The following is a 15,290-nucleotide window of genomic DNA, read 5'->3' on the forward strand; positions in this document are numbered from 1 at the left end:
GTGAGTACGAAACCAGCGCGAGCCGCCCCGCTGTCGGTCGAAGACCGCCAAGAGATGCTGATCGATGTTGTGACGCCGCTCCTGATCGAGTACGGCCAAGCGCTCACGACCAAACAAATCGCCATGCGGGCCGGTATCGCTGAAGGCACCATCTTTCGCGCCTTTGGCACGAAAGACGAGCTCATTCAGGCCGCGGTGGACCGGCAGCTTGATCCCGACCCGTTCCGCAAGCGCCTGCGCAGTATCGATGCCACCCTTCCCCTCGAAGCCAAGGTGTCCGCCATTGTCGCGCTCATGCGGGATCGATTCACCACGGTATTCACCATCATGACCGCCCTCGGCCGCTTCGGCCCGCCGGCAGCTCACGACCCTCGGCACGAATTCACCGACGTTCTGGGTGAGGCGGTCGAAGCTGACCTTGAGCGACTGAACTTTGGGGCCGAACGCACCGGCCAGATCATTCGCATGGTGGCGCTCTCGGCATCCATGCAACAAATCCGAGGCGGACTGAGGTTCACCGACGACGAGGTTACCCACATCATCCTCTACGGCATTATCGGCCGGCTCCCCGACCCCGCGCTCACCTAGGAGAACACCCGTGCTCTGGAAATTGCTCGTGCAGTACCTCAGGCCGTACCGGTCGCTACTCGTGGCGGTGGTGGTTTTTCAACTCGCCCAGTCGATCGCGTCACTGTTCCTGCCGACTCTGAACGCCGACATCATCGATGAGGGCGTGGCGAAGGGAGACACCGGCTACATTCTGAGTGTTGGCGGCCTGATGCTGATCATCACCTTCGCCCAGATCATCTGCGCGATCGTGGCCGTGTACTTCGGTGCCAAGGTGGCCATGAAGGTGGGACGTGACCTGCGCGCGGGGGTCTTCACCCGGGTGGGGGAGTTCTCCGAGCAGGAGGTCACTCGCTTTGGTGCGGCGTCGCTCATCACCCGCTCCACCAACGACGTACAGCAGGTGCAGATGCTGGTGCTCACCACGTGCACCCTGCTGGTGTCGGCGCCTATCCTCAGCATCGGCGGCGTGATCATGGCCATTCGTCAGGACGTGCAGCTGTCCTGGCTCATTGCGGTGAGTGTGCCCGTGCTGCTCATCGCCGTGGGCCTCATCATCGTCAAGATGGTGCCGTTGTTTCGCAAGATGCAAACCCGTATCGACGCCGTCAACCGGGTCTTGCGGGAGCAGCTCACGGGCATCCGGGTGGTTCGGGCCTTTGTGCGTGAAGACGTGGAGACCGAACGTTTTGCCGCCGCCAACCGCGACGTGACCGAGGTGGCGCTGAGTTCCGGACGCCTGATGGCCCTCATGTTTCCCATTGTGATGCTCGTGCTCAACGTGTCGAGTGTGGCCGTGATCTGGTTCGGGGCCTTCCGCATCGAAGATGGCTCCATGCAGGTGGGTACCCTGATCGCATTCCTCAGTTACCTCATGCAGATTCTCATGGCCGTGATGATGGCCACGTTCATGGCCGTGATGATTCCCCGCGCCGCGGTCTCCGCGGATCGGATCAGCGAGGTGTTGTCGACCCCCTCGAGCGTGGTGCCACCGGCTAACCCCGTGAACGAGACCGTGGGGCACGGCGAGCTGGAGCTTCTGGACGTGGGCTTCGCCTACCCGGGGGCCGAGCAGCCCGTGCTGCAGAACGTGAGTTTCATTGCCCGCCACGGCGAGACAACGGCCATCATCGGCAGTACCGGCAGCGGCAAGACCACTCTGGTGAATCTGTTGCCGCGCCTGTTCGACGTGACAAGCGGCGCGGTGCTGGTTGACGGCGTCAACGTGCGAGACCTGAACCCCGACCTGCTCTGGGGCAACATCGGCCTCGTACCGCAGAAGCCCTACCTCTTCTCCGGCACCGTGCGCAGCAACCTGCTCTATGGCAAGCCCGACGCCACCGAGGCCGAAATTTGGCGAGCTCTCACCATTGCGCAGGCCAAGGATTTTGTGACGGACATGGAGGGCGGACTCGATGCGCCCATTTCTCAGGGCGGAACCAATGTCTCCGGCGGCCAGCGGCAACGGCTCGCGATTGCGCGAGCCCTGGTGAAACGGCCAGACCTTTACATCTTCGATGACTCATTCTCGGCGCTTGACCTCGCAACGGATGCCCGCCTTCGGCTGGCACTCAAGCAGAGCACGGAGGGAGCCACCATGGTGATCGTGGCGCAACGGGTGTCCAGCATCATCGATGCGGACCAGATCCTGGTGCTCGAAGAGGGTCGGATCGTGGGCCGAGGAACCCACGCAGAACTGCTGGAGAGCAACACGACCTATCAAGAAATTGTGTCGTCCCAGCTGACCGCGGAGGAAGCAGCATGAGCGAGTCCAGCACCACCGACAAGCCGGCGCCTCGTCCACCCCGTGGTGGCGGTCCATTCGGCGGCATGAACTTGCCGGCCGAGAAGGCGATGAACTTCACCGCCTCCGGGAAGCGCCTGCTCGGCACGCTCCAGCCGGAGCGGCTGTGGCTCGCGCTCGTCTTCGTGCTGGCGATCATCAGCGTCACCTTTGCCGTTCTCGGCCCACGGATTCTGGGCGAGGGTACCAACCTCATCTTTTCCGGAATCATCTCCAAGACTCTTCCGTCGGGAACGACGCAGGCCGCCGTGGTCGACCAGCTCCGGGCATCCGGTGATACGACCCGAGCGGACATGCTCAGCGGCATGACGCTGACGCCGGGGTCGGGGATTGACTTCGCGGCGCTCTCAACGGTGCTGTTCTGGGCGCTCGCGCTCTACATCTTCTCCAGCGTGTTCAGCTGGATGCAGGCCTACGTACTCAACGGCATTGTGCAGCGCACGGTGTATCGCCTGCGCGAGGAGATCGAGGCGAAGATCAACCGTCTGCCGCTGAGCTACTTTGACAAGCGACCCCGCGGAGACCTGCTCAGCCGGGTGACCAACGACGTCGACAACATCTCGCAGAGCCTCCAGCAATCGCTGAGTCAGGTCGTGACCTCGCTGCTCACGGTGATCGGTGTCATCGTGATGATGTTCCTGCTGTCACCGCTGCTGGCGCTGATTGCTCTCGTGACGGTTCCGCTCACCCTGGTGATCACCGCATTCATTGCCAAGCGCTCGCAGAAACTCTTTGTGGGCCAGTGGGCCAACACCGGTGAACTGAACGGTCAGATTGAGGAGACCTTCACCGGCCACGCCCTCGTGAAGGTGTTCGGTCGGCAAAAGGAAGTGGAAGCCCGGTTCGCCGCAAAGAATGAGGAGCTGTACCAGGCGAGCTTCGGTGCGCAGTTCATCAGTGGTCTGATCATGCCGGCGATGACCTTCATCGGTAACCTCGTGTACGTGGCCATCGCGGTGGCCGGCGGACTCCAGGTGGCTTCCGGTGCCATGCAGCTGGGCGACGTGCAGGCCTTCATCCAGTACTCCCGCCAGTTCACCCAGCCGCTCGCGCAGCTGGGGTCGATGGCCAACCTGCTGCAGTCGGGTGTGGCATCCGCTGAGCGTGTCTTTGATCTGCTCGACGCCGAGGAACAGAGCGAAGACCGTGCGGATGCCGTGACACCTGAGGACACGCCTGGGCGTCTCGTGTTTGAGAATGTGTCGTTTCGCTACACGCCGGAGCGACCGTTGATTACCGACCTGAGCCTCGTGGCCGAACCCGGGCAGACGGTGGCGATCGTGGGACCCACCGGGGCAGGCAAGACCACACTGGTGAACCTGATGATGCGCTTCTACGAGATCGATTCGGGACGCATCCTGCTCGACGGCGTTGACGTGGCCACCATGACCCGGCGCGATTTGCGTGGCCGAATGGGCATGGTCTTGCAAGATACCTGGCTCTTTGGCGGCACGATTCGCGACAACATTGCGTATGGGCGGCCAAGCGCCACCGAGGAAGAAATTCTCGCTGCAGCCAAGGCCACCTATGTTGACCGCTTCGTGCACTCTCTGCCGGGCGGGTACGACACCGTGCTGGATGATGACGGCAGCAACGTGAGCGCCGGTGAGATGCAGTTACTCACCATTGCTCGGGCATTCCTGGCCCAGCCCAGCGTGCTCATTCTTGATGAGGCCACGAGCTCCGTGGACACGCGCACGGAAGTGCTGGTGCAAAAGGCCATGAGCGCCCTCCGTGCCGAGCGCACGAGCTTTGTCATTGCTCACCGACTGTCGACGATTCGCGACGCCGACCTCATCCTCGTGATGGAGTCCGGCCGCATCGTGGAGCAGGGTACCCACACCGATCTTCTGGCACAGGGTGGGGCGTACCACGAGCTGTATGCGGCACAGTTCGCCGCTCCGGTCGCCGACGAGGTGTAACCGGCCGCTGTCCCCTCACAGGCTCGCTGTTGTGCGGGTCCTCCGCAGATTGGCCGTCGACCGCCTCCCACGAGGCGTCGGCGGCCAGTCTGTCTCCATGCAGCCGACAATCGTCAAGACCAGCGAAGCGTATGACTTCCTGGCACTCGTTCCCCAGCTCGTTGGGTTTCAGCCCGAGCAGAGCATGGTTCTCGTTGCCTTTCGAGGTAACCGCACCTGCGGCGCACTGCGCTTCAACCTCCCCGAACCGGATGCCGCCGGCAAGGTGCACAAGCGCATTGCGACAACCCTGATTGGTACCCTCTGCAAGATTCCGGGTGTCGATGCGGTCGTGCCGGTGGCGTACACCTCCGAGTCCTTTGCGACCGCGCCCGGTCTGCCCTCCGGTATTCCCCACGCCATTCCGCACGAACGCTTCATGGGCTGCCTCGTGAAACGCGCCGAGCTGAGTGGCTTTTTGGTGCGGGATGCCCTGTGCGTGGGAGCTGATGCGTGGGGGTCCTACCTTGATGCGGAGTGTCCGCCCGGTGGCCGCCCACTCACCGAGATTGCGGCGTCGACTGTGCACGAGTCGCTCCCCGTCTTGGGGCGGGGGAGTCTGGGGACGCTCGCGAGTGGAACGGAACTACCCCGGGTGGCCCCGGCTCGGCGGGAGCGGGTGGCCCGCGCCTACCGCCGGTACTGTGCGCTCCAACCTTCCGCCGACCCGCAGGCCGAGCTTCTTCCCGTGGTCGGGGAGGTTCTTGATCCACTGGAGATCACGGAAGAAGCACTTACCTGGAACGTGACGGCTCCCGATACCGACGCCATCGCGCAGCTTCTCTTTGTGCTGCAGGCCCCCGGCAATCGAGACCAGGTCATGCTGCAATTCGCCTTTGGCCGTGCAGCGGGCGAGACTGCACGGGTGGTGAACCAGTACTACTGGGCACTTCAGGCCGTCACCGGCCGAACAATCGATGACCTGGTTGAGGAGGAGGGTGAGGAGCGCCGCCCCGCGGAGGCGGTCATCGTCGGCGACCTCATGCTGGGGCTGACCGACACGCGGCCCGACCCTGAGCGGATTGAGCGCGCCATCGCGCTGTTGAAAACCGTGGTCGCCAGTGCCCCGAAAGCAGCGCGACTCGCCCCGCTGTGCATGCTGTCCTGGCTGTCGTGGGCACTTGGCCGGGGGTCCGTCGCGGGTATCTTCGTGGAGCAGGCTTTGGCCATCGACCCCGACTATGGCATGGCGGAGCTGCTGTATCGGATGCTGTGTGCCGGCCTCCTTCCCGATTGGGCCTACGCGGTGCCCTTCGACGACAGGGGGGCCGGGCGTGGGTCGGGGCCGACATGATTTCGCCGCCCAGACGGCACATACTGGATATGCGGGCTTAGCGGGGAACAGTGCACGTGAGTGCTCGCAGAAAGAGGTGCGACATGAACATTGGACGAGTGGGATGTGTTCTGGGGCCGGGAGCATCACCCGAGTGGACCTTCATCGTGGGACCAGGCCTCCTTGCAGCCGTTCCGGTGGGCACGCCGGCGCATCTGCTCGAGACGCTCCTCGAGACGCTGAGTGAATGGGAGGGCCTGCCACAGCCCACGGTTGACCGCGTCGCTGCGCTCCTTCCGCTGCAGGGCGATGACGCCGTGCAGAGCTGTGCCATTGTGATCGTGGGGGAGCCGGCGGATTCCGACGGCGTGTCAGCATCCGTTCTCGTTCACGGTGGTGTGGCGGTGGACGTGTTCTCTACCGGTGGATCCCGGCGCATCACGGATGGGGGAGTCCCACCGTGGCGGTCGGCCGATTTTGTGTCGGTGACGGGACTCGCCATTGGAATCCCGGGCACCGCACGAGTGAGTCCTGACGAACTCGATACCGGCCAGACGGTGGACATCGGTGCCATCTCGGGAAGCACCCTGTTCTGGTCGATTCTGGCTCCGGAGCAGGCTGCCGGAGCGGCTCGGACGCCGGTACCGAAGACGCAACCTATCACGTCGGCGGTCGCCACCGATTTTGATGACACGATTCTGCGGGTGCCTCACCCACTCGACCGAGCTCCTGCCTCGGCCACACTGCCCGCCAATGACGACACCATTCTGCGGCCAGTGGTGCCGGATTCGGCGCGTATCCACAGCTCTACGCCCTTCGACGAGGCAGCGGATGCGCCGGGCGCCCCGTTCGAACTCTACGGTTTTCGCCTGCCCGACGGAACGGAGCGTCGTCTCGACACGGTGTATCTTCTGGGACGACGCCCCACGCCGCCGCGCGTGGGTGCCGGGCGTCCGTCGCGACTGATTACCCTGGCGTCCCGCACGTCGGCGGTCTCGGCCACTCACCTGGAGATACGTCAGGACGGCGATGCGGTCGTCGTCACCGATGTGGGGTCCACGAACGGAACAATGGTGTTCCCCGCCCGGGGTCGCCGTCAGCGGCTACGCGCCGGGCAGTCCGTTGCGGTGCGTCCCGGTACGCGCGTCGACATCGGGGACGGTAATATCATCGAAGTCCTCCGTTGAACCGGGAGCCGGCTTATTCTGTGTAGATTCGACGTTGGAAGGCATCACCCGTGACCCAGATTGGTCAAAGCTCGACCGAATTCACGGTCGAGCTGCCCTCGACCGGTAAGAGTGTCACCCTCGCCTGGTCTGCCCTCACCGACGTCGGGCACCGTCGCGAAGTGAACGAGGACAGCCTTCTGGCACAGCCGCCCATTTTTTCTGTTGCCGACGGCATGGGCGGTCATTCTGCCGGTGACGTGGCCAGCGCCGCCGTGGTCACCCGCCTGGCCGAGCACATCGGTAAGCCAGTGCTCGACGCCCACTCCATTGACTCGGCTCTGAGCCTCGCCGTCGAAGACATGGCTAAAGGCCCCGGCGTTACCGATCAGGGAACCGGAACGACGGTAACCGGTGTTGCGCTCGCCGTGGTGTCGGGAGCACCACAGTGGATCGCCTTCAACATTGGTGACTCCCGCGTGTACCAGCTCAATTCGGGGGTTCTGGAGCAGGTCACCACCGATCACTCCGTGGTGCAGGAACTCTTTGATGCCGGCCGTATCACCCGAGAAGAAGCCGAAGTTCACCCGCACGGCAACATCATTACCCGCGCCGTGGGGTTTCATGAACCGCCGATTCCCGACTACCGCATTCTGCCGCTGCAGGAGGGAATGCGCATTCTGGTCTGCTCGGATGGTCTGTCGAAGGAGATCACCTCCTACGGAATCCGTCACTTCCTCATGTCGAATCCTCGGGCAGAGCATGCGGCAGAGGCGCTCCTCGAGGCAGCACTGGAAAACGGCGGTCGCGACAACGTGACCGTGATCGTGCTGGACGTCATCAGCATCGATGACCTCCCCACCACGGTGAATCCCGAGACCGACCCGGCGCTGGCGGAAAACTAAGCTTTACCGGGAAAATAATCGCTTAGTCTGCTTACAATAAGGTTCACGGTGTCGTTTCTCGGACACCGTGGGGTCGGTCTTTTCCCCCGGCCGACCAGTAACAGGCACGGAGGCGATCATGGCACGGCGTCTCCCGTCAACGCCTCCGAGCTTGCCGGGCTTCACCTACGTTCGAGCCCTGGGTTCCGGGGGATTTGCGGATGTCTTCCTGTACGAGCAGAACCTCCCCAGGCGCCCCGTTGCCGTCAAGGTTTTGCTATCCGGTGTCGTGAACGATCAGGTGCGGGAATTCTTTCGTGCGGAGGCCAACGTGATGGCTCAGCTCGGCTCGCATCCGTCTATTCTCACCGTCTTTCAGTCGAGCGTCTCGGCCGATGGCCGGCCCTACCTCGTGATGGAATACTGCTCCGCGAACCTCAGCCAGCGCTACCGTGCGGAGCCGCTCGCGGTGCCCGACGTGTTGCGCATCGGCGTGAAGATTGCCAGCGCCGTGGAAAGCGCGCACCGCTCCGGTGTGCTGCATCGGGACATCAAACCGTCGAACATTCTCATTACGGCATATGGGCATCCGGTGCTCTCTGACTTTGGCATCGCAGCCACGCTCGCGGATGCCGAAACCGGCAGCGCGCAGAGCGCCGGCCGAGACGAGCCGCACCCCGGTGTCGTGGGGCTCTCTATTCCCTGGTCGGCACCCGAGGTCTTGCAGGGCGACGTGCACGGCTCGATCGCCACAGAGGTCTGGGCGCTCGGAGCCACCCTCTACTCACTCCTGGCCGGCCACTCGCCCTTTGAGCTCGTGGGAGGCGACAACGATTCGGCCGCCCTGACCGCACGTATTGGTCGCGCCACGGTGCGACCACTTGACCGAGCGGATGTCCCGACTCGGCTCAACGAAATCCTGGCACGTACCATGCGTCGCTCGCCGGGCCAACGCCAGCACAGCGTTCTGGAACTGATCCGCGAACTGCAATCGGTCGAAGCAGATCTGGGGCTGGCCCAAACCCCGCTGGAGGTTTCGGTCGATGACTGGGCAGCGGCCACCCCGGTGGACTCCCTCGACCACACGCGCATCACCGGCCCAGCGGCCCTCGTGGGTGCCGGGACCGGGCGTCGCCGTTCGGGGAACGCTGCGGCCTCGCGGTCGGCGATGGTCACACGGGAGCGCCAGGCGGCGCACCCTCGTCTGGCCCACACCCGTGGCACACAGACCCGAGGAACACAGACCCGCACCGGGCAACGTGACTCCTCCTATACCCGGGTGACACGACGTCGACGCCGTGGATCGTTCTGGGGACTCCTGGCGGGGATCGTTGTTCTGGCGGCAGTCGCGGGGACGGGCGTGATCATGCTGGCCAGCGATAGCACCTCCGGGATCCCTCGTGTCGTCGATATTTCGGGAGCCGAGCAAAACGGCTCCATCGTTTTTCGTTGGGATGATCCCGGGGTTCAGTCGAGCGACACCTATGTTGTCGAGCTTCGGTCCGGTGAGACCAGCATTCAGCGCGGCACCGAATTCGGTGTTGACCCCGACGTTACGGGCACGGTGTGCGTCACCGTCACCGTGAACCGCGCCGGCGTGCGCGGGGAGCAAAGCGCCGAAAAATGTGTCGATGCCACGGTTAACCAGTGATGTTCGAAGTGATGTTCGAAGTGATGCCCGGAGTGACATGGTGAGGGGTAGCTGGGTTCGCGCCCACCGCTCACGGATCGCCACGATCACGAGTGCAACCGTGATTGCGGCACTGGTCACCACCGTTGCCGTGGTGTCCGGTGGATATACCGCCCAGCGCCTCGATCTGGGTGATGCTGCCGTCTGGGTGACCAATGAGTCCCGCCAGTCGGTGGGCCGCGCCAACACGGCGGTGATGGAACTCAACACCGTTGTCCCGGCCCCAAGCACGAGCCTCGACGTGGTGCAGCAGGGCGCGACCGTGCTGGTGCTCGATCACGCTAATAGCTCGCTCGATATCCTCGACGCGGCCACGGCTCAGGTCGCCGGCAGCGTGCCGTTGCCGCCCCTTGCCCCCACCGTTCTGCTCGGCAGCGACCGGGCCGTCGTCGCGTCAAACGGCGACATTTGGACTCTGCCCGCCACCGAGATCACGGCCTTCGATGGGCTGTCCACGCCGGCGCTGAGCCTCGGCGCCGGCACCGTTGTTGCCCTTGATCCGGCGGGACTCCTCACCGCCTTCACGCCCGGCTCGGGCAGCCTGCTTCAGGTCGACACCACGAACAACAACGCGCAGATCACGACGGTGACGCTCGCCACAACGGCGGTCGGTGAGGCGCCCGCCGCAGCGCCCGGCCAGAGACGTGTTGGCAGCGCGGATGACGACTACCAGGTCTCCAGCGCCGGTGGCGCGTGGGCGCTCCTCAACGCCACCACCGCACAGGTCTTTCTGAGCGACGCCGATGTCGATCTGGGAGTCGCCGCCAACCCCCGGATTCAGCAGGCACAGACCGTCGGTGACCGGTTTCTGGTGGCCCACGACGGAGGCCTCGTTGCGGTGGACCTCACCGGCGGAACACTGCAGCAACTCGTGACTGGGCGTAACGGACCGGCCGCAGCACCGGCATCCGTGGGCCCCTGCTCCTACGCCGCGTGGTCGGACGGAACAGCCTGGCGTGAGTGCACCGGCGACGGGGACACCGGCTCCGGGGTGGTGGCTCTGAACGGCGTTGCCGCCGGAGCACGACTTGAATTTCGGATCAACGGCGAGGGCATTGTGCTCAACGACGCCCAGAACGGCGCGACCTGGGCTGTGGCGCGAAACAACGAACTGATCGACAACTGGGCCGATCTCATTGACACCAACCAGACCGAGCAGACGGTGGAGGAGAACAGCAGCGACACGCCTCCGACCTTTGAACAGACGCAGCTGCCTCCCGTGGCCGTCGACGATGAGTTTGGCGCCCGCCCCGGACGAGCCACCGTGCTCCCGGTTCTGCTCAACGACTACGACCCCAACGACGACGTGCTGATGATCGAGAGCGTCGGCGAGGTGCCAGCAGACCGCGGGCGTCTCGACCTCATCGCGAATAATCAGCAGATCCAGCTCACGCTGCCGGTCGGCGCGACCGAACCCATCAGCTTCACCTACTCGATCACCGACGGGCGCGGGGGAACGGCCACGGCCTCGGTGACGGTCACGGTCCGGGGCGATGAGGAGAACTCTGCCCCCGTGCAGGCGCGCAGCACACGGGCCACGGCCGAGGTGGCCGGGCAGGTGACCACGCAGGTGCTGGGGGACTGGGTAGATCCCGATGGGGATCCGATGTACCTGGCGTCCGCGACCACGGCCGCACCGGATCAGGTGGGCTTCACGCCGGCCGGAGCGGTGACGTACACGAACGGTGGAGCGAGCACGGGAACGGACGGAACCCGTACCGATGTGGCGCTGACCGTTTCAGACGGTCGCGATCTGGGCGCGGGAACGCTCACCGTCGTCGTTCGACCGGCGGGCATGGTACCCATTCTCACCGATTCGTTTTCCGCTCTCGCCACCGCGAACGCAGAGATCACGCTGTCCCCCCTCGAACACGCGCGGGGTGGTTCCGGTGTGCTGCGCCTCAGTAGTGTTCCGGCCAAGCCCAACGTGACGATCACACCCAACTGGGACGACGGCACCTTCCGTTTCTCGAGCGCAGAGGTAGGCACGCACTACCTCGAATACGCCGTGACCGATGGCACGCAGACCGTCACCGGACAGGTGCGGGTGGAGGTCACCGCCGCAGCAGACGTGGACAGCAAGCCGGTCACGGTTGCACACACGGCCTTTATTCGCGGCAGCCAGCCGACCCTCGTGGACGTGCTGGCGACCGACTTCGACCCGGCCGGTGGCGTGCTCCTCGTGACCGGACTCGTGCCGGGTGCCGCAGACAGTGGCCTGCGCGTGGAGATTCTGGAGCAGCGCCTCCTGCGGGTGACTCTCACCCAGCCCCTGCCCACCGGCTCGGTATCCTTTGGCTACCGGGTGAGCAACGGTCTGTTTGAATCCGAGGGCAGCGTGACGGTGATCGAACTGCCCGCTGTCACACAGAAGCAGGCGCCCCGCGCGCTGCCCGACACGGTCTCGGTTCGTGTCAACGACGCCATCGACATTCCGGTTCTCGCCAACGACGAGCACCCCGACGGTGACCCGCTCACCCTCGACCCGGTGCTCACCGAGGGCCTCACCGGGCAGGCCGGGCTGCTCTTTGCCTCCGGTTCCGTCCTGCGCTACCTGGCTCCGGCCACCGCCGGAAACTACACCGCCGTCTACCGGGTCACGGCCCCCGACGGGCAGTTTGCTAACGCCGAGGTGCGAATTCTGGTGCGTGAAGCGGATGCCGCCACCAACAACCCGCCGGAACCCCAGATCGTCACCGCCCGCGTTCTCGCCGGTGGCACCGTGACCATCCCGATCCCGCTCAGCGGCATCGACCCCGATGGCGACTCCGTGCAGCTGCTCGGGCAGGAGACCAACCCCGAGAAGGGCGCCGTCACGGGCATGGCCGCCGACTCGTTCGAGTACACGGCGGGTGAGTATTCCGCCGGCACCGACACGTTCACCTATACCCTGGTCGATGCGCTCGGAGCCCGCGCCACCGGAACCGTGCGCGTGGGTATCAGCGCGCGACTGGACGGTGCCCGCAACCCCATCGCCGCCCCCGACGAGGTGGTGGTGCGTCCCGGCAGCACCGTGTCCGTGCAGGTGCTCGGTAACGACTCCGACCCCGACGGTGGCGCGCTTAGCCTCGTGAGTGTGGAGCCGAGCAACCCGGCCCTAGATTCCGGTTCGGCCGTGATCGATAATCTCGTCATCTCGCTGACCGCACCGGAGGCGGAAGGCCGGTACGGCTACATTTACGACATTCAGAACGAACGTGGGGGAACGAGTTCCAACTTCCTCACCGTGGTCGTGAGCCGGGATGCACCCCGGTCTCACCCCGTGGCCGGGGACACTCGCCTTACCCTCAGCGACATTCTCGATCGCAGCACGGTCACCGTGGACGTGCTCGCTCAGGTGTTTTTTGCCGACGGGCCAACGAACTCTCTCGATCTGGCCGTGCTGCCCGGCTTCACCGCCGACGCCCGGGTCACACCGGACCAGAGCATTGAGGTGACCGTCGCCGAACAGAGCCAGATCATCCCGTTCTCCGTCACGCACCCCGACGACCGCAGCATTGTGTCGTATGCGTTCATCTGGGTACCCGGTTTTCGAGACGCCCTGCCCCAGGTGCGTGCCGGCATGCCGGCGCTCACGGTGACGAGCGGGACCGCACTCACCATCGACATCAACGATTATGTGGTGGCCGTCTCCGGCAAGCTCGTGCGTCTCACGGACACCGGAACCGTTCGTGCCACGCACGCCGATGGTGCCCCGCTCACCACCTCGCCGACAACGCTCGAGTTTACGAGTGCCGAGCAGTACTTCGGACCGGCATCCATCTCCTTTGAAGTGACCGACGGAACGAGCGTCAGCGATCCGGAGGGTCGCCGGAACACCATTGTGCTTCCCCTCACGGTGACCCCCCGCGACAATCAGCCCCCCGCCTTCGACGGCGCCGTCATCGATTTCGAGCCTGAGCAGTCGAAAGTCATCGACCTCCGCAAACTCACCTCCTACCCGTACCCGGACGACGTGGGGGAGCTGGCATTCACGGTTCTTGATCCGAAACCCACGGGCTTCACCTGGTCGCTCAGCGGCTACGAACTCACCCTCCGCGCCGAGAGCGCCACTCTCAAGGGGACGTCGAGCCCCATCCTGATCGGCGTTCGGGACAGCCTCGCCGCGGGTCCATCCGGCCGCATCGACATGCGCGTCGTCGCCTCCACCCGGCCAACGGCAATTCCGGCAGCGGATGCCGCGGTCGCGCCCCGCGGGCAGACCACGGTTGTCGACGTGCTCGCCAACGATGAGGCAGCCAACCCGTTCCCCTCGGTTCCGCTGCGCGTCGTTGCGGTGCGTGGCCTGGATGGTGCCTCTGTTCCCCCGGGAGTGACGATCACGCCGAGCGCAGACTCGAGTCGGCTCAGCATTCGCGTGGCCGCCGAGGCCGCACCCACCGACACCACCCTGCAGTATCAGGTAGCGGATGCCACGGGAGACCCCGATCGTTATGCCTGGGGTACCGTGCGCATCTCGGTGCAGGACGTACCGGATGCCGTCTCAAACCTCGCCGTGGGTGGGTTCGGTGACGGCTCTCTGAGCGTGTCATTCAACGCCGGTGCCGCGAATAACTCCGCGATCACCGGGTACCAGCTCACGCTTCGCGATGCCGATTCTGGAACCATCGTGGAAACGAGTGACTGCCAGGCCACGTCGTGCCAGGTGTTCACCCGCGGCAACGGACGCGACAATGCCGTGCGCGTAGCGGTGAGCGCGCAAAACGCGATTGGCGCATCCGCTGCCACGGCACTGCGCACCATCGTGTGGTCTGACGTCGTGCCGGCTGCGCCGACCGCGCTTCGGGCTGCCCCCCTCGACGGTGGTCTTCGACTGAGTTGGGCTGCGGTCCCGCCGAACGGCGGGGGCACCGCCGTGCGCGGCTATGTCGTGACCGTGAATGGTCGGGCGCAGCCGGAGGTGAGCGCCAGCGGAGGGGCCTGCAGTCAAGCGGCGCGGTGCAGTATCGACGTGAACGGCCTGACCAACGGCGCGAGCGTGGAGTACACGGTGAGCGCCCGGAACGATGCCCTGCCGGAGCTGTCCAGTTGGGCGACTGCCCGCGACACCGGTACTCCCTACGGGGCTCCGCAGGCCACCGCGATCACGGCCTCGGGTAGCGACGCCGATGGCACCGTGACCGTGTCGTGGGGCGCCTTCCCCGACTCCGGTGATGCGATCGGTGGCTATTTCGTGCAGCGCATCACCGGTAACCGGGCGCCATCGGGAGCGCAGGCGTGCTCGGTGACGACCCCGGCCCCCGGTTTGATGACCGCACCCGTTGCGGGCGGAGTGGTGGACGCGCAGCTTTCCGTCTCCGGCAGCACAACCTCCGCGCAATTTGAAGGGCTCTCCGGCAACAACGGGCGATACTCCTTCGTGGTGTGGGGCTACAACCGGGCGGGGTGCGCGGTATCAGAGGTCGCCTCCGCTGTTATCCGACCGGACCCGGCAACCGCACCGATTGTGACCGGCACCATGCGCGCGCGTGGAACAGCGTGGGATTACCAGATTTCCGCGTCAACGGTGGTGGGGGCTGATCGGTTTGAGCTGCGAGCCGCCGACGGCACCGGAGACGTCGTGCCCTTCAGCGGAACGGGCTGGCCCCGGGAGCTCCTCGGAGGAGCGTTCGGAGAGGTGGTGTCCGCGCAGGTTCGCGGCTGCAATGCCTGGGGTGGCTGTGGGCCGTGGTCGGCTTCGGCAACGGCCGCCGAGGCATCCGTCACGCTGGACGTTGCGGGAGTAGCCTACGACGCGGCCACCGGGCAGTTCTCCTGGAGTAACGACCCGCCCAACGGCACGCTGACGGCGAGCTACACCTGCTCGGTGCGTGACACGGTGGACGAGCCCACCGCGGCTGATTCACTGAACACCTGCACCGTACCGGACGCACCGGCAGCCGGCACGGTGCGGTTGACCGTGACCGTGAACACCCACAGCTATGACTTTGACGAATGACGACTAT

At 65.1% G+C, this 15,290-nt stretch carries 8 protein-coding genes; all 8 read left to right on the top strand.

Annotation, left to right across the window (positions count from 1 at the left end; translation table 11 throughout):
- The 8 genes from H4V99_RS06060 to H4V99_RS06095 all read left to right on the top strand — a co-directional run bounded on the left by H4V99_RS06060 (nucleotide 1) and on the right by H4V99_RS06095 (nucleotide 15,283).
- Nucleotides 1–588: a helix-turn-helix domain-containing protein gene (locus tag H4V99_RS06060; RefSeq protein WP_280676441.1), complete on the top strand. Its 588-nt coding sequence runs from the start codon at nucleotides 1–3 to the stop codon at nucleotides 586–588.
- A gap of 10 nt (nucleotides 589–598) precedes the next feature.
- Nucleotides 599–2,332 (top strand): ABC transporter ATP-binding protein, encoded by a 1,734-nt coding sequence (locus H4V99_RS06065; RefSeq protein ID WP_280676444.1) that lies wholly within the window; start codon nucleotides 599–601, stop codon nucleotides 2,330–2,332.
- Nucleotides 2,329–4,293, top strand: coding sequence for an ABC transporter ATP-binding protein (locus H4V99_RS06070; protein WP_280676445.1), 1,965 nt, complete (start codon nucleotides 2,329–2,331; stop codon nucleotides 4,291–4,293). The genes H4V99_RS06065 and H4V99_RS06070 overlap by 4 nt, the downstream gene beginning before the upstream one ends.
- Nucleotides 4,294–4,390: 97 nt before the next feature.
- On the top strand, nucleotides 4,391–5,626 hold the full coding sequence (locus H4V99_RS06075) for a DUF4192 domain-containing protein (RefSeq protein ID WP_280676447.1): 1,236 nt from the start codon (nucleotides 4,391–4,393) through the stop codon (nucleotides 5,624–5,626).
- 83 nt (nucleotides 5,627–5,709) lie between these two features.
- Nucleotides 5,710–6,792 carry an FHA domain-containing protein gene (locus H4V99_RS06080; RefSeq protein ID WP_280676449.1) on the top strand — a complete coding sequence of 361 codons (1,083 nt, stop codon included), beginning with the start codon at nucleotides 5,710–5,712 and terminating at the stop codon, nucleotides 6,790–6,792.
- Nucleotides 6,793–6,842: 50 nt separating this feature from the next.
- Nucleotides 6,843–7,676 carry a protein phosphatase 2C domain-containing protein gene (locus tag H4V99_RS06085; RefSeq protein ID WP_280676451.1) on the top strand — a complete coding sequence of 278 codons (834 nt, stop codon included), beginning with the start codon at nucleotides 6,843–6,845 and terminating at the stop codon, nucleotides 7,674–7,676.
- 118 nt (nucleotides 7,677–7,794) lie between these two features.
- Complete coding sequence (locus H4V99_RS06090) at nucleotides 7,795–9,306, top strand: serine/threonine-protein kinase (RefSeq protein WP_280676453.1); 1,512 nt, start codon at nucleotides 7,795–7,797, stop codon at nucleotides 9,304–9,306.
- 37 nt (nucleotides 9,307–9,343) lie between these two features.
- Entirely contained in the window at nucleotides 9,344–15,283 is a 5,940-nt protein-coding gene (locus tag H4V99_RS06095; protein WP_280676455.1) for an Ig-like domain-containing protein, read from the top strand.
- Nucleotides 15,284–15,290 lie beyond the last annotated feature (7 nt).

This window comes from Cryobacterium sp. CG_9.6 (assembly GCF_029893365.1).
GTDB lineage: Bacteria > Actinomycetota > Actinomycetes > Actinomycetales > Microbacteriaceae > Cryobacterium.

What these genes read in the sequence shown, in the direction of transcription:
- H4V99_RS06080 (WP_280676449.1), top strand. Translation starts at nt 5,710, where the DNA reads ATGAACATTGGACGAGTGGGATGTGTTCTGGGGCCGGGAGCATCACCC.
- H4V99_RS06075 (WP_280676447.1), top strand. Translation starts at nt 4,391, where the DNA reads ATGCAGCCGACAATCGTCAAGACCAGCGAAGCGTATGACTTCCTGGCA.
- H4V99_RS06090 (WP_280676453.1), top strand. Translation starts at nt 7,795, where the DNA reads ATGGCACGGCGTCTCCCGTCAACGCCTCCGAGCTTGCCGGGCTTCACC.
- H4V99_RS06095 (WP_280676455.1), top strand. Translation starts at nt 9,344, where the DNA reads ATGGTGAGGGGTAGCTGGGTTCGCGCCCACCGCTCACGGATCGCCACG.
- H4V99_RS06070 (WP_280676445.1), top strand. Translation starts at nt 2,329, where the DNA reads ATGAGCGAGTCCAGCACCACCGACAAGCCGGCGCCTCGTCCACCCCGT.